Consider the following 20,695-nt stretch of genomic DNA (forward strand, 5'->3'; position numbering starts at 1 on the left):
AGTCCCTGGCCACGAGGAGCAGCCGACCATTCGGCGCTTCGTGACCTGGAGGCGAAATGATCGATGTGCTAGTCATCGGAGGGGGTAATGCCGCCCTCTGTGCCGCGCTGATGGCGCGCGAGGCCGGAGCCAGCGTGCTGCTGCTCGAGGCCGCACCCCGCGCCTGGCGTGGTGGCAATTCCCAACACACGCGCAACCTGCGCTGCATGCATGACGCCCCGCAGGACGTGTTGGTCGAGGCATACCCAGAGGAGGAGTTCTGGCAGGACCTGCTCAAGGTGACCGGGGGCCAGACCGACGAAAAGCTCGCGCGCCTGGTGATCCGCGCCTCTGCCAGTTGCCGGGGCTGGATGCGCCGGCATGGCGTGCATTTCCAGCCTTCCTTGTCCGGTGCGCTGCACACTGCCCGCACCAACGCGTTTTTCATGGGCGGTGGCAAGGCGCTGGTCAATGCCTATTTCCGCAGTGCCGAAAAGCTGGGCGTGCAGATACGCTACGACACGCCTGTGGCCGACATCGAGCTGGACAACGGCCGCTTCGTTGCGGCCCATGTGCCGGCGCGCGAGGTTCAGGGGCGCGCCCTGCCGGGCGAACGTATCGAGGCGCGCAGTTGTGTGCTGGCGGCCGGTGGCTTCGAGTCCAACCGCCAGTGGTTGCGCGATGCCTGGGGGCAGAACGAGCGGGGCGAATGGCCTGCGGACAACTTCCTGATTCGCGGTACGCGTTTCAACGAAGGGGTGCTGTTGCGCCGCATGATCGAACAGGGTGCCGATACCATCGGCGACCCTACGCAAGCGCACATGGTGGCGATCGACGCCCGGGCGCCGCTTTACGACGGCGGCATCTGCACGCGTATCGACTGTGTGTCGCTGGGGGTGGTGGTCAACCGCGACGGCCAGCGCTTTTACGATGAAGGCGAGGATTTCTGGCCCAAGCGCTATGCCATCTGGGGCCGGCTGGTGGCTCAGCAGCCAGGGCAGGTGGGTTTCTCGATCATTGACCAGAAAGCCCTTGGCCGTTTCATGCCGCCAGTGTTCTCGGGCGCCCGCGCCGATACCCTGGAGGGGCTGGCGGCGTCGCTCGGTTTGCCCGTGCCGGCCTTCGTCGAGACGGTGCAGGCCTACAACCGCGCCTGCCGGGTCGGCAGATTCGACCACACCCGCCTGGACGACTGCCACACCCAAGGCCTGCAACCGGTGAAAAGCCACTGGGCTCGGCCGCTCGACACGCCGCCTTACTACGGCTACCCGCTGCGCCCCGGCGTGACCTTCACCTACCTGGGGCTGCGCACCGATGAAACGGCGGCCGTGCATTTTGCCGGCCGGCCCAGCCCCAACCTGTTCGTCGCCGGCGAAATGATGGCGGGCAATGTGCTGGGCAAGGGCTACACGGCAGGTGTCGGCATGTCCATCGGCACTGCCTTCGGCCGCATCGCCGGCACCAGCGCCGCTGCCGCAACCGGCCACGACCATCCAGAACACGAGAACGACCATGACCGCGCAACTGCCTGAAGCACGCCAGCCCGTCGCCCAACCCGCAGCACTTGAACTGATACCTGCGCTGAACCTGGAAGAGCAGGAAGTCGACCGGCAAATGCGCATCTGCAATGCCTGCCGCTACTGCGAGGGCTTTTGTGCCGTATTCCCGGCAATGACCCGTCGGCTTGAGTTCGGCAAGGCCGACATCCACTACCTGGCCAACCTGTGTCACAACTGTGGGGCCTGCCTGCATGCCTGCCAGTACGCCGCCCCCCACGAATTTGCCGTGAACGTGCCCCAGGCCATGGCCAAGGTGCGTGGCCAGACCTACGCCGAGTATGCCTGGCCGGCCCGCTTCGGCCGGCTGTATCAGCACAACGGCACCTACGTCGCCGTTGCCCTGTCGCTGGCCCTATCGCTGTTCCTGCTGCTGACCTTGTGGCTCAACGGCACGTTGTTGCCGGGGCGGCTGGCCGGAAACTTCTACGCGGTATTCCCGCACAATACCCTGGCATTGATGTTCGGTGGGGTATTCGCTGCGGCGGGCCTGGCGCTTGGGGTGGCGGTACGTCGCTTCTGGCGTGCTGTAACGCCTGCAAACGCCCAGGCGCAACCCGCCCAAGGCGCCGTGCTGGAGGCAACCAGCGCGGTGTTGACCTTGAAGTACCTGGACGGTGGCCACGGCCAGGGCTGCAACAATGCCGATGACCGCTACACGCTGTGGCGCCGGTGCTTCCATCACATGACCTTCTACGGCTTCATGCTGTGCTTTGCCGCCACGGTGGTCGCTACCGGCTACCACTACCTGCTGGGCCAGCAGGCGCCATACCCGCTGCTCAGCGCGCCGGTGCTGCTGGGTACCTTGGGAGGTATCGGCCTGATCGTCGGCCCGCTCGGGTTGCTGGCGCTGAACCTGCGCCGGGCCCCGGAGCAGGGCGACGTCGCCCAGCGCCCCATGGACCGTGCCTTCATCCTGCTCCTGCTGCTGGTCAGCGCCAGTGGCCTTGCCTTGCTGGGCCTGCGTGATACCGCAGCAATGGCGATCGTGCTGGCGCTGCACCTGGGTACGGTCATGGCGCTGTTCGTCACGTTGCCCTATGGCAAGTTTGCCCATGGGCTGTTCCGCTCGGCCGCCCTGCTCAAGTTCGCCATCGAGAAGCGCCGCCCCAACACCCTCGGCCTGGGCGGGGAATGACGATGAGTGCTGCCGCCCTGCACCCCTCGCTGCACCCAGGCCAACGCCAGGCTGACCGGTCAGCGGTTGGGCCACTTTTCCAGCAGGATCGAGACGAATTTCTCCGCCGCCGGCGACAGCGAGGCGCCACGCCGGTAGACCAGGCCCAGGGTGCGAGTGACCTCGGGCTCGGTCAGCGGCACGCTGACCAGCGTTGGGTGGTCGGCGTTGGGCATGGCCAGGCTGGGCATGGCCGACACGCCCAGCCCGGCTTCGACCATGCCCAGCGAGGTGGACAGGTGCTGCACTTCATAAAACCACTTGGGCCGCAGGTTGAGCCCGGACAGGGCGTGGTCCAGCAGCATTCGGTTGCCGCTCAGCCGGCCCACGCCAATCAGGCGGTAGTCGGCCAGTTCCGTCCATGTCACGCATTCCCGGTTTGCCAGCTTGTGGTCGCGACGGCAAGCCAACACGAAATGCTCCTGTACCAAGGAGACGAACTCGATGTCCGGGTGCTGGCCGCTCATCATGTTGATGCCGAAGTCGGCTTCACCGCGCAGCACGGCTTCGAGCCCGTCGTTGGCACTGAGGTCAAGCAGGCGGATGCGGATCTTCGGGTATTGCTCGTTGTAGTCGCGAATCACCGACGGCAGGAAATAGAACGCGGCGGTGGGGATGCAGGCCAGGGTCACCTGGCCGGTCTGGCGCTCGGCCAGCTCGCGAATGCTCAGGATCGAGTCTTCGAAGTCATCCAGCAGGCGCCTGGCCTTGGGCAGGAAGTCGCGCCCGACACTGGTCAGGCTGACGCGACGGGTGGTGCGCTCAAGCAGGGACGTGCCCAACCCTTCTTCCAGCTTCTTGATCCGCCGGCTGAGCGCCGGCTGGGACAAATGCAGCGCTTCCGCAGCCTCGTGGAAACTGCCGAGTTCGGCGATTTTCACGAAAGATCGGATGTCTTGGAGTTCATATTCCATCTCGAATCGCTCTCTGGCCCCGGTGTTTAATTGATGCCTGGATCGGAATAATAGCTACGATATTTGCATTGGATTGATTTATCCATCCCTGTCAATCTTGTGTCCACAACATCAATGATGTCCATTGATCAACAAGAGTGCGAAATCATGCAACGAATTCCTTGCGTACTCATGCGCGGTGGCACCTCCAAGGGGCCGTTTTTCCACGCCTGGGACCTGCCTGCCAACGTGGTCGAGCGCGACGAATTACTGATCAACCTGATGGGCTCCGGGCATGAACTGGAAATCGACGGGATCGGTGGCGGTAGCCCGCAGACCAGCAAGGTCGCGATTGTAAGCCCATCGCTGCATGCCGACGCTGACGTAGATTACCTGTTCGTGCAGGTCATGGTCGCCCAGCGCCGGGTCGACACTGCCCCTAACTGCGGCAACATGCTGTGCGCCGTTGGCCCGTTCGCCATCGAGCAAGGGTTGGTCAAGGGCCAGGAAGGCAAGACCCTGGTGCGTATCCGCAACCTCAACACCGGAACGTTCGTCAACTCGCTGGTGGAAACCCCCGGCGGGATCGTGCGTTACGAAGGCCGCACGGCGATCGATGGCGTTCCGGGCACTGCCGCCCCGGTGCAGCTGACGTTCCTCGATGCGGTTGGCAGCAAGACCGGCAAGCTGTTCCCGACCGGCCAGGCCACCGACGTGATCGATGGTGTACCGGTCACCTGCATCGACATGGCCATGCCGATGATGGTGGTCGAGGCCAGCCAGCTCGGTGTCACCGGTTCTGAAACCCCTGCCGAACTCGATGCCAACGAAGACCTGCTCAAGCGCCTGGAAGCGCTGCGCCTGAAGGCCGGCAAGGCCATGGGCCTGGGCGATGTCAGCGGGATGGTCATCCCCAAGCCGGTGTTGGTTTCCAAGCCGCGCTACGACGGCACCCTGCAGGTTCGCTACTTCATGCCGCACAGCTGCCACCGCGCGCTGGCCATTACAGGTTCGATCGGGTTGGCCACTGCCTGTGTCAGCCCTGGCACCGTGATTGGTGAGCTGCTGGGCGAGGGCGCCGAGCAATTGACCGAAGTGCGCCTGGAACACCCAAGCGGTGGCATCGATGTGGCATTGTCGCGCACCGGCGCCGATGGCAAGACCATCCAGGCCTCGGTGGTGCGAACCGCCCGACGGTTGTTCTCAGGTTTCGTTTACGCCCCTACATTCCGCAGATTGGCCGGGTAGCTCTGGCAGCCGTTCAGCTCCAAACATTTGCAACAAGCGCATCCGCACAATTTCAACAATGGGTGATGCCTCATGAGACTCGCCAAATCGCTGTACTTTCAGATCCTCTGCGCCGTCCTGCTGGGCGTAGTGGTCGGCCACTTCTGGGCGCAACAGGCTGTTGCGCTCAAGCCGCTGGGTGATGCTTTCATCAAGCTGATCAAGATGATGATTGCCCCGGTGGTGTTCTGCACCATCGTCACCGGTATCGCCGGCATGACCGACAAGCGCTCCCTGGGGCGCTTGATGAGCAAGACATTGCTGTTGTTCCTGGGCTTGACCGTGGTCAGCCTGATGATCGGCCTGGCGGCGGTGTACCTGTTCCGCCCTGGCGTCGGCATGAACATCGACCCAGCGACCCTCAGCACTGCCGGGCTGAGCCAGTACGCTGCGTCGGCGGCCAAGCTCAGTGTGGTCGACTTCTTCATGCACATCATCCCGGACACCTTCATCGGTGCGTTCAACAAGGGTGAGGTGCTGCCGGTGCTGTTCATCGCCGTGCTCAGCGGTTTTGCCCTGTCGTCCATGGGCGAGAAGGGCAAGCCGGTACTGAATGTGCTGGAATCGGCCTCGACCATGGTGTTCCGCATCTTCGGCTACCTGATGCGCTTCGCCCCCATCGGCGCCTTCGGTGCACTGGCGTTCACGGTCGGCCAGTACGGCGTGACCTCGCTGGGTGCCTTGGCCAAGCTGGTCGGTACGCTGTACATCGCCTGTGCGTTCTTCGTGCTGGTGGTGCTCGGCGGCATCTGCCGTGCGTATGGCTTCAGTTTGTGGAAGCTGCTGCGCTACTTCCGCGAGGAATTCCTGGTGGTGCTCGGCACGTCCTCCACCGAGCCGGTGCTGCCGCGCATGCTGGAGAAGCTGGAGAAACTGGGCTGCAAGAAGGGCGTGGTAGGGCTGGTGCTGCCTACTGGCTATTCCTTCAACCTCGACGGCACGGCCATCTACCTGTCGCTGGCCGCGGTGTTCATTGCCCAGGCCTGCAACATCGACCTGACCCTCGGCCAGACGGTGACCATGCTGGCGATCATGCTGCTGTCGTCCAAAGGGGCAGCAGGCGTGACCGGCAGTGGTTTCGTGGCCCTGGCCTCGACCCTCACCGTGATTCACGACATCCCGCTGGCCGGGCTTGCCTTGCTGATCGGTATCGATCGCTTCATGTCCGAAGCGCGCGCCCTGACCAGCCTGGCCAGCAACGCTGTGGCGACCGTGGTCATCTCCTTGTCGGAAAATGCCTGTGACCGGAAAACGCTGCTGCGCCGCCTGAACGGAATCCCGGCCGCTGCAGACGAAGCCGATACGGCACAGGCCGACTGGGCTGCGGAGCCTCGGCACCACGGCTGAACACCTTTTCCATCTGTCCTCGCTGACTTGAAATCCCACCCAGCAACCTGACGGTGCGGGTGGGGTAGGGGGCCGTCTGCCCTGCTGGCGGCCGCAACACAATAAAAACAAGAGAAAAAACCATGCTCGCACTCCTGGGCCTGATCATGGTGGTGACCTTCACCTACCTGATCATGAGTAAACGCCTGTCCCCCATCGTGGCGCTCACCGTCGTACCGATTGTCTTCGCAGTGATCGGTGGCTTTGCCCCCGACCTGGGAAAGATGATGCTCGATGGCTTGAAAATGGTGGCACCGTCAGCCGCACTGCTGTTGTTCGCCATCCTGTTCTTCGGCCTGATGATCGATGCCGGCCTGTTCGACCCGCTGATCCGCAAGATCCTCAAGCGCGTCAATGGCGACCCGGTCAAGATCGCCATCGGCACCGCGCTGCTGTCGCTGGTGGTGGCGCTGGACGGTGACGGCACCACCACGTACATGATCACCTGCGCGGCCATGCTGCCGTTGTACAAGCGCATCGGCATGAACCCGATGATCCTGGCCACGGTGTCGATGCTGTCGCTGAGCATCATGAGTGGCATGAGCCCCTGGGGCGGGCCGGCTACCCGGGCCATCGCCGCGTTGGGCCTGGACGCCACCGAATATTTCATCCCGATGTTGCCGACCGTGATCGGTGGCGCTGCCTGGGTGGTATTCACCGCCTTCCTGCTGGGCCGTGCCGAGCGTCGCCGCATCGGGAACATCGCCCTGGAGTCGGGTGGTGGCAATTGCTACATCAAGGAAATCCTTGGCGACGCTCCCTACAAGCGCCCACGCCTGGCCTATGTAAACCTGGCCCTGGTGATCGCCGTGATGACCGCGTTGGTGTTCGGGGTAATGCACGCGGCGATCCTCTTCATGATCGGCTTCGTCGCCGCGCTGATGATCAACTACCCGCAACTGGACTTGCAGAAAGAACGCATCCTCGCCCATTCGGGCAATGCCATGACCGTGGTATTGCTGGTATTTGCCGCGGGCATCTTCGCCGGTATCTTCTCGGGCACCAAGATGGTCGACGCCCTGGCGCAGACCCTGGTCGACTGGATTCCTGCCGCCTGGAGCCACTGGTTCCCACTGGTGGTGGCCCTGACCAGCATGCCATTGACCTTCGTGCTGTCGAACGACGCCTACTACTTTGGCGTGGTACCGATCCTGGCCAATGCCGCGACCGCCTATGGCATCGACCCGATTGAAATCGCCCGCGCCTCGGTGCTGGGCCAGCCGGTGCACCTGATGAGCCCACTGGTGGCCTCGACCCTGCTGTTGGTGGGGATGGTCGACCGCGACATCGGTGATTTCCAGAAAGCCACGGTGAAATGGGCGGTGCTCACATCGTTGGTGATCACTGCGCTGGCGCTGGCCACCGGTGCCTTGTCCTTCTTCGTCTGAACTGCTTCGGGCGCCGACCGGCGCCCCGCTCACCCAAAAACAACAATAGAGTATCAATCATGTCCCGAGCTGTTTTCCGTGGGGCCACCTGTGGCCTGCTGTGCGGCTGGCTGCCTGTGGCCGGCGCCGCCGGTTTCGTCGACGATAGCAAGCTGAAGCTGCAACTGCGCAATGTGTACTTCAACGAAAACTTCCGCGACGAACAGGGCATGAGCCCGCGCGCCGCTGCCACCGCCAAGAGCGAGCGGGTGGAATGGGCGCAGGGCTTCCTGCTCGACTATCAGTCCGGTTTCACCCAGGGCCCGCTGGGGCTGGGGCTCGACGCCATGGGGCTGCTCGGCGTGCGGCTCGATTCGGGCCGCGGCCGCAGCGGTACCGGTTTGCTGCCGACGCATGACGATGGCCGCGCCGCAGACGAGTTTGCCAGTGCCGGCGTGACGGCCAAGGCGCGGCTTGGGCAGACCGTGGTCAAGCATGGCACCTTGCTGCCGAAAACCCCGGTGCTGATCTACAACGATGCCCGCTTGTTGCCGCAAACCTACCAGGGCACCCAGCTGACCAGCACCGACATCGACAACCTGACCCTGACTGCCGGGCACCTGAACCGCTTCAAGCTGCGCGACTCCTCTGACAGCACTGGCCTGTACCTGGACGGTTACAGCGGTGGCGAGTCTGGCGATTTCAACTTTGCCGGCGCCGATTACGCCGTCAACAAGCAGTTGAAGTTGAGCTATTTCCACGGCCAGCTGGAACACTTCTACCGCCAGGACTTTGCCGGCCTGATTTACGACCTGCCTTTGGCCGGCGGCGTGCTCACCACCGACTTGCGCTATTTCAACAGCCGCGACAGCGGCGCTGCCCGGGGCGGCGAAATCGACAATGACATGTTCAGCGGGCAACTGTCGTACACCCATTCCGGGCACACATTCGGGGGTGGCTACCAGGTGCTCGACGGCAAGGCCGGGCTGCCCTACATCAGCGGCGCCACGGTGTACTCGTTCAGTAACGTGGGTATCGGCAAGTTCATCGAGGAAGAAGAGAAAACCTGGATGGCCAGCTATGCCTACAACTTCGCTGCGGCGGGCATCCCAGGGCTTACCTTCATGACCCGCTACCTCAGCGGGGATAACGGGCGCTCGGCTGACGCTGGGCTGAGCGAGTGGGAGCGCGACATGGAGCTGGCCTACGTGGTGCAATCCGGGCCGGTCAAGGGCCTTGGGGTGAAGCTGCGCAACTACGTGTACCGCTCCGACTTCTCCCGCGGGCGTGACAGCAACCGCATCTACCTGACCTACGACATCGCCCTCTGGTAAGGGATAAGCGCCGCAGTCAGCCCTGGCGGGTCAGCCTGAGTGGTCGGCCGCGCCGGGGCGACGTGCAGGCGGTTGCGCGGCCATGTGGGTTCAGGTGTTGGTCGGTATGTTTGCGCCAGGCATGCTGCCGTGGCCCAGGTTGCGTTCGACGTGGCGCACGGTTTTTGCCAATGTGTGTTTGATGTCCGGGTGAGTGAGCTGATACCTGCGTTCCAGTTGTTCGCTGAAACTCAGGTCGAAGCGCTGCGGCTGGATGAAGTTCAGCGACTCGGGGCTGATTGCCAGGCGGGTCGCTACCCCGGGAATTGCCAACAAGCACTTCAGCACGCCTATCGGCACATGGTGGCGCGGGGCTCTTACCTGCAGGGTGGCGGCGATGTCCTCCAGCAAGCCTTGCAGGTTAGGGGTGTGCGGGTCGAGTGCAAGCACTTGGCGGTTGGCCATTGAAGGGTCGAATGCCACGCAAGCCATCAGGGTAACCAAGTAGTCGACGCTGACCAGTGGCAGCCAATGGCTGGGCGAACCCGGAATGGCCTTGAACCGGCCCAACGCCAGGCCGCTAATCAGCGCTGCCAACGGCTGGCCGTCGAGGATGTGCCCGCGCACACTGTCGCCGCAGACCGTGGCAGGGTGAACGATCGAGTACGCTGCGCCCGCACCCTGCATGTAGCGGATGACGGCGAAATGCGCTTCCAGCTTGCTCGCCTCATAACCGCCTACGCGGCGGTAAACCGCGGGCCAGTCGGTATGTTCCGGGTGCTCGTGATCCACCCCGATGCTGGCCAGGTGGCTGAAATTCTGCAGCATGTAGCCGCCCACCATCAGCAGGCGGGTGCCCTGGCTAGCCGCCAGCTGCGCGACCCGCAGCGCACCTTGCACATTCACGGCACGGGCGTGTTCCAGAGGCAGCCCCCAAGTGAAGTGCGCCGCGAGGTGGAACACCACTGCGGCAGCCGACACACATTGTCGGTCGGCTTCGCTGAGCCCAAGGCCCTCTGTGCCGATATCGCCGGCAACTGCCTGTACGCATTCAGGCTTGCCCCCCAGGCGGCCTGCCTGTTCACGGAGCCGGGCAAGGTTTTCCGGGTGGCGCATGAGCACCCGCACGGTGTGCCCGGTGGCGGTGAGCCGCGCCAGTAGATGCTGGCCGATAAAACCACTGCCGCCGGTAACGAAGCATTCCACGCTCATGTCAGTTTCCTTGTCTGCAAGATGGGCGCAGGTTAGGGTGTAGAGCGCACTCTAAGGTCAAGGGGTTTTGTGCCATGAACATCGGGGAGCTGGAGCGCCGCAGCGGCGTCGGCCGCCATGCGTTGCGCTATTACGAGCAGCTCGGGCTGATCGTGGCCCAGCGGCAAGCCAACAATTATCGCAGCTACAGCGAGCAGGCCGTCGCTGACCTGAACTTCGTGCAAACTGCCCAGCGGGGCGGTTTCACGCTTGCCGAAATAGGGGAGATATTGGCCGCCAGGCGCGGCAATACCCTCGATTGCGTGCAGGGTGCACTGCTGGTCACTGGCAAAATGGCTGAAATCCAGGCCAAGATTCAGACGCTGCAGGCCGCGTATGAGGTGCTTGATAGCGAGCGTGCCAAGCTCGTCGCCAGTGCTATTGCGACTGGGCTGACAATTCCTGAAAACATTTCCGCTGGCGCCTGAACGCCTGTCCTCCTAAAAAGGATTTTGTGGTACTCGAGCAGCGTTGCATAGCGTCTTCACTGGAACGATGGCCGCGTTGCCCGATCATAAGCTTGTCATCATTGCGTCATGCCACTGGCTTAGCATGACGGCGATAACTACGAAGATGAAATGAGTAAAGAGGGAGCAGGACCATGGATGAATACCAGGAAGAACTACTCGAATCCCAAGCCTACGAGCTGGACACCCCGGAACCGGCCGACGACGCCACCGAGCTTTGACCTGCCCGCCGCTGGCTGCGGCGAAACTCTCCCGGCGTAAGGCCCGTCCAGCGCTTGAACGCGCGTTGGAAGGCCTCGGCCGAAGCGAACCCCAATAAATAAGCAATCTCGCCGAACGCCAGTTCCGTATCACGGATATAGGTCTCGGCCAGGTCGCGTCGTGTTTCATTGAGCAGGTCACGAAACCGCGTGCCTTCTTCGGCCAGCTTGCGCCGCAGTGTCCAGGTGGGCAGCTGCAAGTGCAGGGCTACCTCGACCAGGTCCGGTTCGCGACCACCGTTGAGCAATGGGCCAAGCAGGTGGGTGATGCGCTCACCCAGGCTGCGCACCCGCGTGCGCTGCAGCATGTCTGCTTCACACAACTGCAGCAGGTGCTGCCAGGTGCTGGGGCAGTGCCTGGGGTTGGCCAACTGCAAGGTGGCGCGGCTCAGGCGCAATTGATTAGCGTCGGCAGCGAACTGCACCGGGGTGCTGCACAGCGCCTGGTACTGCGCGGCGTAGGCGGGGGCGGCAAATTCGATTTCGAGGCGCTCGGCCTGCAGCGCAACGCCCGCCAGGTCGGCCAGTTGAGCCAGCCAGCCTGCCAGCACCGAGTCCACCACAAAGCGGTTGTAGGCGTTGTAGGGGCTGATGGAGTAGAAACGCAGCCAGGCACCTTCGGCGTCTTCATGAAAGCTGGAGTGGCCGCGGTAGTTGGCGGCGTACAGCGGTTCGAAGCGCAGCAAGGTGCGCGCGGCTTCGCCCACGGTTGGCGCCTGGGCCGCAGTGACTCCCGCCAGGCCCGCCTGGGCCAGCCGGCTCAGGCGGCCCATGTGCAAGCCCAGCGCGGCTTCGCCACATTGTTCGATGGCCGCATGGCCCAGGTGCATGTAGCGCGGGATCGAAAGGCGCGCGTTGGCTTCGCTCAGGCGCGGTGCCTCCAGCCCATAGCGGCGCAGCAGCGGTTCGGGGGCGTGGCCCAGTTCGCGCAGGGCCTCGGTCAGCGGCTGAACAAAGCCGACCGACAGCTCGCCCAGGCGTACGCGGGGGCGGGCCATGGCCTTACAACCACAGGTTCAGCAAGCGGGCGCCAGGGCTCGGCGTGCCTGCCAGCAACTCACCGGCCTGGCGGGCGAAGCCTTGGCCGTCACTGCCGTGTTCCCAGAACTGCCCGCGCATGAACACGCTCATGCTGCTGACCCCGGCCCCGGCCGCCTCGGTCAGGCGTTGCCAGGCCGTTTGCTCACTGACCTGGCCACGCTGCACGGCCAGCCCGGCACTGGCCGCCTGGTGGCGGTTGCCACGCCAGGGGGCTTGCCAGCTGCCTTTGCCGCTGAGAAACACCGGGTTGGCCACCAGCTGCACGCCCTGGCTGGCCAGTTGCTCATGGTTCTGCGGGTACCAGCTGTCACTGCCCACCAGCACGCCCAGGCGCCCGGCGGGGGTTTGCACGACCTGCAGCGGATAATCGTGGCCCTCCCGCACATAACGGCGCAGGTCACTGTCGGGGTATTGCTGGCGTTGCGGTTGGCCGAGCAGGGAACCGTCACCGGCGAACACCACGCTGCTGTTGAACAGCGCGCCACGGCCGGCATGCAGCACGCCTTGTTGCACATAGGGGGCCGGCAGCACGATGGAGCCGGCCACCAGGGTCACGCCAAATTCCTTGGCCAGGCCACCGAACAGCTGTTGATAGTCGGCAGCCATCTGCTCAGCCTTCATGCGCAGGTGGGCGTCGGCACGCCGGTCGTCGCCCTCGGCCGCGAGCATGGCCAGCGCGTAGCGCAGCGGGTTGCTCAGTTCCAGCCATTGCTCGGCCTCGCGGCTCTGCGTGACCTGGTACAGCTCGTTCTTTTCGCCGCGTGCCCACAGCCAGGTACCGATGTGTTCCGGCAGCACGACCACGGTGCGCGGGCCGACCAGGCCCTGGGCGCGCGCCTGCTCCAGGTAGGCGGCCAGCTTGCGGTGCAGGCGTTGCAGGTTCTGGTAGTCGCCGGGGAACAGCAACGGCTCGATACCCAACAGGTTGCCGCGGTCGCCCGGCACGCCATGGTCCAGCGCCAGTTCGATGCGCAGGTCGGACAGGTAGTGGCCTTCCGGGCGCTGCTGGCTCCAGAAGCCGTAGCCGCAGAGCGCGGCGATCATTACCAGCGCCAGGGCGCTTGCCAGAAGTTTTCGCATGAAACAGAACGGCACATTGGCTGACGAAGGCTATCTAGGGTAAGCGCCCTGTTTGCCAGGATCAATAACTTGTCAGTTTCGATCATTGAGCCAATTCAAACGGCTGTTTAATGTCGCTGACAGACAAACGACGGAGGCCCGCCATTCGGTGAGGCGCCCGCATCCCGTGATCACGCCACCTGGGGACCTTTCCATGGCCGCCGAACGTTACCCGCACCTGCTTGCCCCGCTGGACCTTGGTTTTACCACCTTGCGCAACCGCACCCTGATGGGCTCGATGCACACCGGCCTCGAGGAGCGTCCCGGGGGTTTCGAGCGCATGGCGGCCTATTTTGCCGAGCGTGCCCGAGGCGGCGTTGGCCTGATGGTCACCGGCGGCATTGCGCCCAATGATGAAGGCGGGGTGTATTCCGGCGCGGCCAAACTCAGTACCGAGGCGGAGGCCGACCAGCACCGCGTCGTCACCGAGGCGGTGCACGCCGCCGGTGGCAAAATCTGCCTGCAGATCCTGCATGCCGGGCGCTATGCCTATAGCCCACGGCAGGTGGCACCCAGCGCGATACAGGCGCCGATCAACCCGTTCAAGCCCAAGGAGCTGGACGAGCAAGGCATCGAGAAGCAGATCACCGACTTCGTCAATTGCGCGGTGCTGGCCCAGCGTGCCGGTTACGACGGCGTCGAAATCATGGGTTCGGAAGGTTACTTCATCAACCAGTTTCTCGCCGCCCACACCAACCAGCGCACCGACCGTTGGGGCGGCAGCTACGAAAACCGCATGCGCCTGGCGGTGGAAATCGTGAGCCGGGTACGCGATGCAGTAGGGCCGAACTTCATCATCATCTTCCGCCTGTCGATGCTCGACCTGGTCGAGGGCGGCAGCGACTGGGCGGAAATCGAGCAGTTGGCCAAGGCCATCGAGCAGGCCGGCGCTACCCTGATCAACACCGGGATCGGCTGGCATGAGGCGCGGATCCCGACCATCGCCACCAAGGTCCCGCGCGCGGCGTTCAGCAAGGTCACGGCCAAGCTGCGGGGTGTGGTGAACATTCCGCTGATTACCACTAACCGCATCAATACCCCGGAAGTGGCCGAGGCGGTGCTGGCCGAAGGTGATGCCGACATGGTTTCGATGGCTCGGCCGTTCCTCGCCGACCCGGATTTCGTCAACAAGGCTGCTGCCGGTCGTGCCGACGAAATCAATACCTGCATCGGTTGCAACCAGGCCTGCCTGGACCACACCTTCGGCGGCAAGCTGACCAGTTGCCTGGTCAACCCGCGGGCCTGCCACGAAACCGAGCTCAACTACCTGCCTGCGCCAGCGCCGAAGCGCATTGCCGTGGTCGGCGCCGGCCCGGCGGGCCTGGCCGCCGCCACCGTTGCCGCCGAGCGCGGGCATCACGTGACGCTGTTCGACGCTGCCAGCGAAATTGGCGGCCAGTTCAATGTCGCCAAGCGCGTCCCGGGCAAGGAAGAATTCTTCGAAACGCTGCGCTACTTCCGCAACAAGCTGCAAAGCACTGGCGTCGACCTGCACCTCAATACCCGCGTGGATGTGCAGGCGCTGGTGCAGGGCGGCTATGACGAGATCATCCTGGCCACTGGCATTGCCCCGCGCACCCCGGCCATCCCCGGGGTCGAGCATGCCAAGGTGCTCAGCTACCTGGATGTACTGCTTGAGCGCAAGCCGGTGGGCAAGTCGGTCGCCGTGATCGGGGCCGGCGGTATCGGTTTTGATGTATCCGAATACCTGGTGCAGGAAGGGCGGGCCAGCAGCCTGGACCGTGATGCGTTCTGGAAGGAGTGGGGCATCGATACCCGGCTTGAGGCACGCGGCGGCGTTGCCGGCATCAAGGCCGAGCCGCATGCGCCGGCGCGGCAGGTGTTCCTGCTGCAGCGCAAGGCATCGAAGGTGGGGGACGGGTTGGGCAAGACCACCGGCTGGATCCACCGCACCGGCTTGAAGAACAAGCGCGTGCAGATGCTCAACAGTGTCGAGTACCTGGGCATAGACGATGCCGGTTTGCACATTCGCGTGGCGGGCGGTGAGCCGCAGGTGTTGGCCGTGGACAACGTCGTGATCTGCGCCGGGCAGGAGCCGCTGCGCGAACTGCAGGATGGGTTGGTGGCTGCGGGGCAATCGGTGCATCTGATCGGCGGCGCCGACGTGGCGGCAGAACTGGATGCCAAGCGGGCGATCAACCAAGGGTCGCGGCTGGCGGCGCAGCTCTGAGATCGGCCCGGGGCAGCCCACAGGCGCTGCCCCGGGCTTTGCCTGTAAACTGCGATCCATGCATGCATTCGACCTTCCTCAAGCCCCACTGCAACGCTTGAACCTGCCGTGGTTGCAACACGCCCAGGTGCAGGTTGCCATTCTGCGCCTGGACCTGATCGATCCGCTGATCAGCGGCAACAAGTGGTTCAAGCTCCGCCACCACCTGCAGCAGGCCGCCACTGGCAATGCCCCCGGGCTGATCAGCCTGGGTGGCAACCACTCCAACCACCTGCATGCGCTGGCTGCGGCCGGCAAGCGGTTTGGCTTCGCCACTGCCGGCCTGCTACGCGGCCATGCCCAGGACACGCCCACCGTACGGGACCTGCAGGCGCTGGGCATGCACCTGCACTGGCTGGGTTATGGCGGCTACCGCGCACGCCACCAGCCCGGTTTCTGGAAACCTTGGCAAGCGCGCTATCCGGGCTGGCAGTGCATTCCCGAAGGCGGCGGTGGGCTGGCTGGCGCGCAGGGCTGCGCGCTGATCGTGCAGCAGGCGCAGGCGCAGATCTCGGCCCTGGGCTGGCCGGACTACGATGGCTGGTGGTTGGCTGCCGGAACAGGCACTACCGTGGCTGGCCTGGCCATGGCCGAGGCGGGCGCGCGTACCGTGCATGGCGCCTTGGCGGTACCTGCAGACCATGGGGTGGCGCAAGGGGTGGCAGCACTGGCGGGCGCACATGGCTACCAGCTACACGAGGCCTGCCGAGGTGGGTTTGCCCGGTTCGACGACGAACTGCTGGCCTTCATCGCCGACTGCGAGCAGCACACGGGGGTGCCGCTGGAAGCGCTCTATACCGGCAAGGCCCTGTTGGCCCTGCGCGATCATGTCGCCGCCGGGCTGTTGGTGCCCGGCAGCCGCATGATCTTCGTGCATACCGGCGGCCTGCAAGGCCGACGTGGTTACTTGTAGGGCAGCATGCGCAACAGCGTGTTGTCGCGCACCACATAGTGGTGGTAAAGCCCGGCCAGCGCATGCAGGCCGATCAGCCAGTAGCCCCAACTGCCGACGCGCTCATGCCAGCCCTTGATGAACTTGGCCTGGTCCGGGTTCGGGCCGATCAGGTGCGGCAGCTCCAGGCCGAAGAACGGTACCGGTTTGTCGGCGGCGCTGAGGATCAGCCAGCCGGCCAGCGGCATGCCGATCATCAGCAGGTACAGTGCCAGGTGCATCAGGTGGGCAAGGCCGGTCTGCCAGGCGGGCGGCTTGGGCAGGATCGGCGGGGTAGGCCGGCTCAGGCGCATCGCCAGGCGCAACCAGACCAGCACGAAGACACTGAGGCCAAGCATGAAGTGCAGGTCTTTCATCAGGTTGCGCTCGGCGCTGTCCTTGGGGAACAGGCCGCGCAGCTCGATAAGGGCGTAGACAGCGGCCAGCAGCACCAGCATCAGCCAGTGCAGGGCAATGGACAGGCGTGCGTAATGCGGTGCTGGGGTGGATGAAACCATGATCAGTCCTCGTCATCAGGTTTAAATAGCGCTCTTGTTGGCGCTCAGGTGTCACTTTAATGGCTACTGGCAGCAGATCTTTGCGCCAGGCCTGTGAAAATTGTGTTGCCTGCACGGGCTTTTGTGCGACCTGGCGTTGACCTGCGTCAGGCCTGCATCAATCACGGTGTAGCTGCGGCCAATTGTCAGCCACCAGAAACACCCGTTCGGCTTCCTGCCAGGCGCCATCGGCCTCCTGCTCAAGCCGTACCAGCAGTTGCGCCGGGGCCTGCGGGTCCAGCACATGCAGCCATGCTGCAAACTGCTCTGCCTGCCAGCATTGCGCCGCTTCGACCCGCGCTGGCGCCAGCCACGCGCACCGCGGCAGCGGTTGCCAGCGCTCGCCAACTGCCATGGCCCAATCCCGCCGCCTGACCCAGCGCCCGCGCAGGTGCTGCGGGTTGGCGCCTGCGGGAGGCTCGGCATGCCCAGGCCACGGATAAAACAGATAGCCCCCCAGCCACATATGCGCCTGCACCTGCTGCGCCTCTAGCCGAGCAAGCGCCTGCTGGCTGTGCGCCCCCCGCGACATCGGCAACTGGTGCTGCGCCAGGTGGGCCAGCTTGGCCCCCAGCCGGTCATGACAGCCTGGCCCCAGCCAGGCCTGGGTATCGTGCCCGCCACCTGGCGGGCCCAGGTACAGCTTGATCGCCAACTCCAGGTGGTGGACCCCATCTGTATCACGCAGCAGCACATCCAGCTCGCCCAAGGTCAGGCCGCCCTCGCGAATGGCCAGGTTGGCGGCCAGCAGCTCAATGCCCGGAGCGTGGCTCAGGGCGAATTGCCACAGGCGTTCGTAGTAAAGCCCCAGGCGCCGGCTGCCCAGTTTCGCCAGCCAGTCGCGCAGCGGATGGTCATCCTTATCCAGCGCCCGCAGCCACTGCTCCAGGCGGTGCGGCTGCTGTGCCCACAGGCTGCCCGCCAGCGGGTGGCGCTGAGGGCAGGGCGCGGCGCCGAGCAAGGGCGGCGACAGCACTGCCCAGGCCAGGTCGCGCACGGCCGGGCGCTGCAGTTGCTTGGGCAGATCGTGGAGTTGGCTGAAGGGCGTCATCCTGCGAGCATAGCCGGTTTGCCGCTGCCCGGTGGTTTCGCCCATAATCGGCGCATCGTCACCCGCCGCAGAGCCTTGCAGGAGCCCCATGGAGCAATTTCGCAATATCGGTATCATCGGTCGCCTCGGTAGCTCGCAGGTGCTCGACACCATCCGCCGACTGAAAAAATTCCTCCTCGACCGCCACCTGCACGTGATTCTCGAGGACACCATTGCCGAAGTGCTGCCCGGGCATGGCTTGCAGACCTCCACGCGCAAGCTGCTGGGCGAAGTCTGCGACCTGGTCATCGTGGTGGGCGGCGACGGCAGCCTGCTCGGCGCCGCCCGGGCCCTGGCCCGTCACAACATTCCGGTGCTGGGCATCAACCGGGGCAACCTGGGCTTTCTCACCGACATCCGCCCCGACGAGCTGGAAGAAAAGGTCGCCGAGGTGCTCGACGGCCACTACCTGGTGGAAAACCGCTTCCTGCTGCAGGCCGAGGTGCGCCGCCATCACGAAGCCATTGGCCAGGGCGATGCGCTGAACGACGTGGTGCTGCACCCGGGCAAGTCCACGCGCATGATCGAGTTCGAAATCTATATCGACGGCCAGTTCGTCTGCAGCCAGAAGGCCGACGGCCTGATCGTTGCCACCCCCACCGGCTCCACCGCCTACGCGTTGTCGGCTGGCGGCCCGATCATGCACCCCAAGCTGGACGCCATCGTCATCGTGCCGATGTACCCGCACACCCTGTCGGGGCGGCCGATCGTGGTCGACGGCAACAGCGAGCTGAAGATCGTGGTGTCCAAGGACCTGCAGATCTACCCGCAGGTTTCCTGTGATGGCCAGAACCATTTCACCTGCGCCCCCGGCGACACCATTACGGTCAGCAAAAAACCGCAGAAGCTGCGCCTGATCCACCCGCTCGACCACAATTACTACGAGGTCTGCCGCACCAAGCTTGGTTGGGGCAGCCGCCTGGGGAGCAGTGACGACTGATGCTCGACCCGGCGCGCAGTTTCGACATCATCGGCGACGTGCACGGTTGTGCGCATACCCTTGAACGCCTGCTCGATACCCTCGGCTACAAGCGCGTGGCCGGCGTGTGGCGCCACCCGCGGCGCCAGGCGCTGTTCCTCGGCGACATCGTCGACCGTGGGCCACGCATCCGCGAGGCCCTGCACATCGTCCACGACATGGTCGAGGCTGGCCAGGCGTTCTGCATCATGGGCAACCACGAGTACAACGCCTTGGGCTGGGTCACGCCGGCGCTGCCCGGCAGCGGCAAGGCCTTCGTCCGCGAGCACACCCCGCGGCACGCCCGGCTGATCGACGAAACCCTGGCCCAGTTCGCCCAGCACCCCGCTGACTGGCACGACTTCGTCAACTGGTTCTACCAGCTGCCGTTGTTCATCGATGCCGGGCGTTTTCGCCTGGTGCACGCCTGCTGGGACCGGCAACTGATCGAGCCGCTGCGCCAGCAGTACCCCGACGGGCGCATCGATGAACACTTCATCCAGGCTTCTGCCGTGAGCAACAGCTTTGCCGCCACCGTGTGCAACCGCCTGTTGCGCGGTACCGACATGCGCCTGCCCGACGGCCTGACCTTGACCGGCGGCGACGGCCTGACGCGCGCCTTCTTCCGCACCAAGTTCTGGGAGGAAGACCCGCAAACCTACGGCGATATCGTGTTCCAGCCCGATGCCCTGCCGGCCGAGGTGGCCAATGCGCCGCTCAGCCACAGCCAGAAAAATGCCTTGCTGCGTTATGCCGAAGACGAGCCGATGCTGTTCGTCGGCCACTACTGGCGCAGCGGCCACCCCGCGCCGATTCGCCCCAACCTGGCCTGCCTGGACTACAGCGCGGTGCTGTACGGCAAGCTGGCGGCCTACCGGCTGGATGACGAAACCCGCATCGACCCGCACAAGTTCGTGTGGGTCGACGTAGACCGCCCACAGGCCAATCAATGAACATAATCGAAGTGATGCGCCTGCCGCTGTCGGTCGACCTCAGCGGCTTCATTCACATGCTGCAGCGCCTGCAGGTGCCGCACCGGGTCAGCGAAGAGGGGGACGTGCAGGTACTCTGGGCGCCCGACACCCTGGCCGAAGACGTCCGCGAACTTTACCAGCGCTACCCGCAAGGCAACGCCGAGCTGCCGGCTGCCCCCGAGCCGGTGGCAGCGGGCATGTCTGCGAAAGTGCCGTCCCTGGCAGAACAGGCCCGAGCCTGCAAGGTCACCACGCTCACCCTGCTGGCGTGCTTCATCGTCGCAGGCCTCACCAGCCTGGGGGACAACTTCACCACCATCAGCTGGTTTACCTTCCTCGACTTCCGAGTGCAGGGCGACTACCTGTATTTCACCCCGCTGGCAGAAACCCTCGACCAAGGGCAATGGTGGCGGTTGGTATCACCCATGCTGCTGCACTTCGGCGTGCTGCATCTGGCCATGAACAGCCTGTGGTACTGGGAGCTGGGCAAGCGCATCGAGCTGCGCCAGGGCCCCTGGATGCTGCTGGGCCTGACCCTGCTGTACAGCCTGGTCTCCAACCTGGCGCAGCACTACACCAGCGGGCCGAGCCTGTTCGGCGGGCTGTCTGGCGTACTGTACGGCCTGCTGGGGCATGTATGGCTGTTCCAGTGGCTGGCACCGAACCGTTACTTCAACCTGCCCAAGGGTGTGCTGGTGATGATGCTGATCTGGCTGGTGGTGTGCCTGACCGGTGTGGTCGGCAGCCTCGGCCTTGGCCAGATCGCCAACGCTGCCCACGTTGGCGGGCTGCTCATCGGATGCCTGACCGGGCTCTTGGGTGGGGCGCTGGCCCGGCGTAAACTGTCGGCTTGAATCAG

Annotated in this window: 18 protein-coding genes; 12 read left to right on the forward strand and 6 right to left on the reverse strand. The window is 64.5% G+C overall.

The features are described from left to right. Positions 1–56 precede the first annotated feature (56 nt). Complete coding sequence (gene tcuA, locus ACF8SD_RS07985; protein ID WP_392484173.1) at positions 57–1,511, forward strand: FAD-dependent tricarballylate dehydrogenase TcuA; 1,455 nt, start codon at positions 57–59, stop codon at positions 1,509–1,511. Next, positions 1,492–2,673, forward strand: coding sequence for a tricarballylate utilization 4Fe-4S protein TcuB (tcuB, locus tag ACF8SD_RS07990; RefSeq protein WP_249414288.1), 1,182 nt, complete (start codon positions 1,492–1,494; stop codon positions 2,671–2,673). The genes tcuA and tcuB overlap by 20 nt, the downstream gene beginning before the upstream one ends. A 59-nt stretch (positions 2,674–2,732) precedes the next feature. Here the strand turns inward: tcuB and ACF8SD_RS07995 are convergent, their stop codons facing one another. After that, positions 2,733–3,626 (reverse strand): LysR family transcriptional regulator, encoded by an 894-nt coding sequence (locus ACF8SD_RS07995; protein ID WP_009683764.1) that lies wholly within the window; start codon positions 3,624–3,626, stop codon positions 2,733–2,735. Between the two features lie 147 nt (positions 3,627–3,773). Between ACF8SD_RS07995 and ACF8SD_RS08000 the strand changes: the two genes are divergently transcribed. The 4 genes from ACF8SD_RS08000 (at position 3,774) to ACF8SD_RS08015 (ending at position 8,979) form a co-directional block, all read left to right on the forward strand. After that, positions 3,774–4,853, forward strand: coding sequence for a 4-oxalomesaconate tautomerase (locus ACF8SD_RS08000; RefSeq protein WP_082416152.1), 1,080 nt, complete (start codon positions 3,774–3,776; stop codon positions 4,851–4,853). Positions 4,854–4,925: 72 nt separating this feature from the next. Then, on the forward strand, positions 4,926–6,239 hold the full coding sequence (locus ACF8SD_RS08005; RefSeq protein WP_029886337.1) for a dicarboxylate/amino acid:cation symporter: 1,314 nt from the start codon (positions 4,926–4,928) through the stop codon (positions 6,237–6,239). 122 nt (positions 6,240–6,361) lie between these two features. Continuing rightward, complete coding sequence (locus ACF8SD_RS08010; protein ID WP_009683761.1) at positions 6,362–7,666, forward strand: CitMHS family transporter; 1,305 nt, start codon at positions 6,362–6,364, stop codon at positions 7,664–7,666. A gap of 59 nt (positions 7,667–7,725) precedes the next feature. Next, positions 7,726–8,979, forward strand: coding sequence for an OprD family porin (locus ACF8SD_RS08015; protein WP_173890645.1), 1,254 nt, complete (start codon positions 7,726–7,728; stop codon positions 8,977–8,979). Between the two features lie 90 nt (positions 8,980–9,069). Here ACF8SD_RS08015 and ACF8SD_RS08020 read toward each other — a convergent pair whose 3' ends face one another. Then, on the reverse strand, positions 9,070–10,170 hold the full coding sequence (locus ACF8SD_RS08020; protein ID WP_392484174.1) for an SDR family oxidoreductase: 1,101 nt from the start codon (positions 10,168–10,170) through the stop codon (positions 9,070–9,072). 74 nt (positions 10,171–10,244) lie between these two features. Between ACF8SD_RS08020 and ACF8SD_RS08025 the strand changes: the two genes are divergently transcribed. Continuing rightward, positions 10,245–10,637: a MerR family transcriptional regulator gene (locus ACF8SD_RS08025; RefSeq protein WP_161893111.1), complete on the forward strand. Its 393-nt coding sequence runs from the start codon at positions 10,245–10,247 to the stop codon at positions 10,635–10,637. 211 nt (positions 10,638–10,848) lie between these two features. On the opposite strand, the gene ACF8SD_RS08030 is transcribed toward ACF8SD_RS08025, so the two are convergent. Together ACF8SD_RS08030 and ACF8SD_RS08035 are read right to left on the reverse strand one after the other, a co-directional pair. Then, positions 10,849–11,934 carry an AraC family transcriptional regulator gene (locus ACF8SD_RS08030; RefSeq protein WP_392484175.1) on the reverse strand — a complete coding sequence of 362 codons (1,086 nt, stop codon included), beginning with the start codon at positions 11,932–11,934 and terminating at the stop codon, positions 10,849–10,851. A 4-nt stretch (positions 11,935–11,938) separates the two neighbouring features. Then, a complete protein-coding gene (locus ACF8SD_RS08035; protein ID WP_392484176.1) occupies positions 11,939–13,057 on the reverse strand; it encodes a nitrilase-related carbon-nitrogen hydrolase in 1,119 nt (372 codons plus the stop codon). A 193-nt stretch (positions 13,058–13,250) separates the two neighbouring features. On the opposite strand from ACF8SD_RS08035, the gene ACF8SD_RS08040 reads away from it, so the two are divergent. Next, positions 13,251–15,287 (forward strand): FAD-dependent oxidoreductase, encoded by a 2,037-nt coding sequence (locus ACF8SD_RS08040; protein ID WP_392484177.1) that lies wholly within the window; start codon positions 13,251–13,253, stop codon positions 15,285–15,287. Between the two features lie 58 nt (positions 15,288–15,345). After that, positions 15,346–16,239, forward strand: coding sequence for a 1-aminocyclopropane-1-carboxylate deaminase/D-cysteine desulfhydrase (locus ACF8SD_RS08045; RefSeq protein ID WP_392484178.1), 894 nt, complete (start codon positions 15,346–15,348; stop codon positions 16,237–16,239). Here ACF8SD_RS08045 and ACF8SD_RS08050 read toward each other — a convergent pair. After that, entirely contained in the window at positions 16,230–16,775 is a 546-nt protein-coding gene (locus ACF8SD_RS08050) for a cytochrome b (RefSeq protein ID WP_009683752.1), read from the reverse strand. The two genes, ACF8SD_RS08045 and ACF8SD_RS08050, sit on opposite strands and share 10 nt — an antisense overlap. Positions 16,776–16,932: 157 nt before the next feature. Continuing rightward, on the reverse strand, positions 16,933–17,955 hold the full coding sequence (locus tag ACF8SD_RS08055; RefSeq protein WP_392484179.1) for a DUF1853 family protein: 1,023 nt from the start codon (positions 17,953–17,955) through the stop codon (positions 16,933–16,935). Here ACF8SD_RS08055 and ACF8SD_RS08060 point away from each other — a divergent pair. Genes ACF8SD_RS08060 through ACF8SD_RS08070 form a run of 3 tightly spaced genes read left to right on the forward strand, consistent with a single transcriptional unit; the run spans position 17,954 to position 20,690 of the window. Continuing rightward, entirely contained in the window at positions 17,954–18,844 is an 891-nt protein-coding gene (locus ACF8SD_RS08060) for an NAD(+) kinase (RefSeq protein ID WP_009683749.1), read from the forward strand. The two genes, ACF8SD_RS08055 and ACF8SD_RS08060, sit on opposite strands and share 2 nt — an antisense overlap. Next, positions 18,844–19,815, forward strand: a complete 972-nt coding sequence (locus tag ACF8SD_RS08065; protein WP_009683748.1) for a metallophosphoesterase — start codon at positions 18,844–18,846, stop codon at positions 19,813–19,815. Before ACF8SD_RS08060 ends, ACF8SD_RS08065 begins: the two co-directional genes overlap by 1 nt. Continuing rightward, positions 19,812–20,690: a rhomboid family intramembrane serine protease gene (locus tag ACF8SD_RS08070; protein WP_110679556.1), complete on the forward strand. Its 879-nt coding sequence runs from the start codon at positions 19,812–19,814 to the stop codon at positions 20,688–20,690. Before ACF8SD_RS08065 ends, ACF8SD_RS08070 begins: the two co-directional genes overlap by 4 nt. Positions 20,691–20,695 lie beyond the last annotated feature (5 nt).

Origin of the sequence: Pseudomonas sp. CJQ_9 (assembly GCF_043106615.1) — a bacterium.
Taxonomy (GTDB): Bacteria; Pseudomonadota; Gammaproteobacteria; order Pseudomonadales; family Pseudomonadaceae; genus Aquipseudomonas; species Aquipseudomonas juntendi.

Excerpts from the sequence above, each read along its gene's own strand:
- ACF8SD_RS08025 (WP_161893111.1), top strand. The coding sequence starts at position 10,245 with ATGAACATCGGGGAGCTGGAGCGCCGCAGCGGCGTCGGCCGCCATGCG.
- ACF8SD_RS08020 (WP_392484174.1), bottom strand. The coding sequence starts at position 10,170 with ATGAGCGTGGAATGCTTCGTTACCGGCGGCAGTGGTTTTATCGGCCAG.
- ACF8SD_RS07995 (WP_009683764.1), bottom strand. The coding sequence starts at position 3,626 with ATGGAATATGAACTCCAAGACATCCGATCTTTCGTGAAAATCGCCGAA.
- ACF8SD_RS08015 (WP_173890645.1), top strand. The coding sequence starts at position 7,726 with ATGTCCCGAGCTGTTTTCCGTGGGGCCACCTGTGGCCTGCTGTGCGGC.
- ACF8SD_RS08000 (WP_082416152.1), top strand. The coding sequence starts at position 3,774 with ATGCAACGAATTCCTTGCGTACTCATGCGCGGTGGCACCTCCAAGGGG.
- ACF8SD_RS08040 (WP_392484177.1), top strand. The coding sequence starts at position 13,251 with ATGGCCGCCGAACGTTACCCGCACCTGCTTGCCCCGCTGGACCTTGGT.
- ACF8SD_RS08030 (WP_392484175.1), bottom strand. The coding sequence starts at position 11,934 with ATGGCCCGCCCCCGCGTACGCCTGGGCGAGCTGTCGGTCGGCTTTGTT.
- tcuB (WP_249414288.1), top strand. The coding sequence starts at position 1,492 with ATGACCGCGCAACTGCCTGAAGCACGCCAGCCCGTCGCCCAACCCGCA.
- ACF8SD_RS08065 (WP_009683748.1), top strand. The coding sequence starts at position 18,844 with ATGCTCGACCCGGCGCGCAGTTTCGACATCATCGGCGACGTGCACGGT.
- ACF8SD_RS08055 (WP_392484179.1), bottom strand. The coding sequence starts at position 17,955 with ATGGGGCTCCTGCAAGGCTCTGCGGCGGGTGACGATGCGCCGATTATG.
- tcuA (WP_392484173.1), top strand. The coding sequence starts at position 57 with ATGATCGATGTGCTAGTCATCGGAGGGGGTAATGCCGCCCTCTGTGCC.
- ACF8SD_RS08060 (WP_009683749.1), top strand. The coding sequence starts at position 17,954 with ATGGAGCAATTTCGCAATATCGGTATCATCGGTCGCCTCGGTAGCTCG.
- ACF8SD_RS08050 (WP_009683752.1), bottom strand. The coding sequence starts at position 16,775 with ATGGTTTCATCCACCCCAGCACCGCATTACGCACGCCTGTCCATTGCC.
- ACF8SD_RS08010 (WP_009683761.1), top strand. The coding sequence starts at position 6,362 with ATGCTCGCACTCCTGGGCCTGATCATGGTGGTGACCTTCACCTACCTG.
- ACF8SD_RS08005 (WP_029886337.1), top strand. The coding sequence starts at position 4,926 with ATGAGACTCGCCAAATCGCTGTACTTTCAGATCCTCTGCGCCGTCCTG.
- ACF8SD_RS08035 (WP_392484176.1), bottom strand. The coding sequence starts at position 13,057 with ATGCGAAAACTTCTGGCAAGCGCCCTGGCGCTGGTAATGATCGCCGCG.
- ACF8SD_RS08045 (WP_392484178.1), top strand. The coding sequence starts at position 15,346 with ATGCATGCATTCGACCTTCCTCAAGCCCCACTGCAACGCTTGAACCTG.
- ACF8SD_RS08070 (WP_110679556.1), top strand. The coding sequence starts at position 19,812 with ATGAACATAATCGAAGTGATGCGCCTGCCGCTGTCGGTCGACCTCAGC.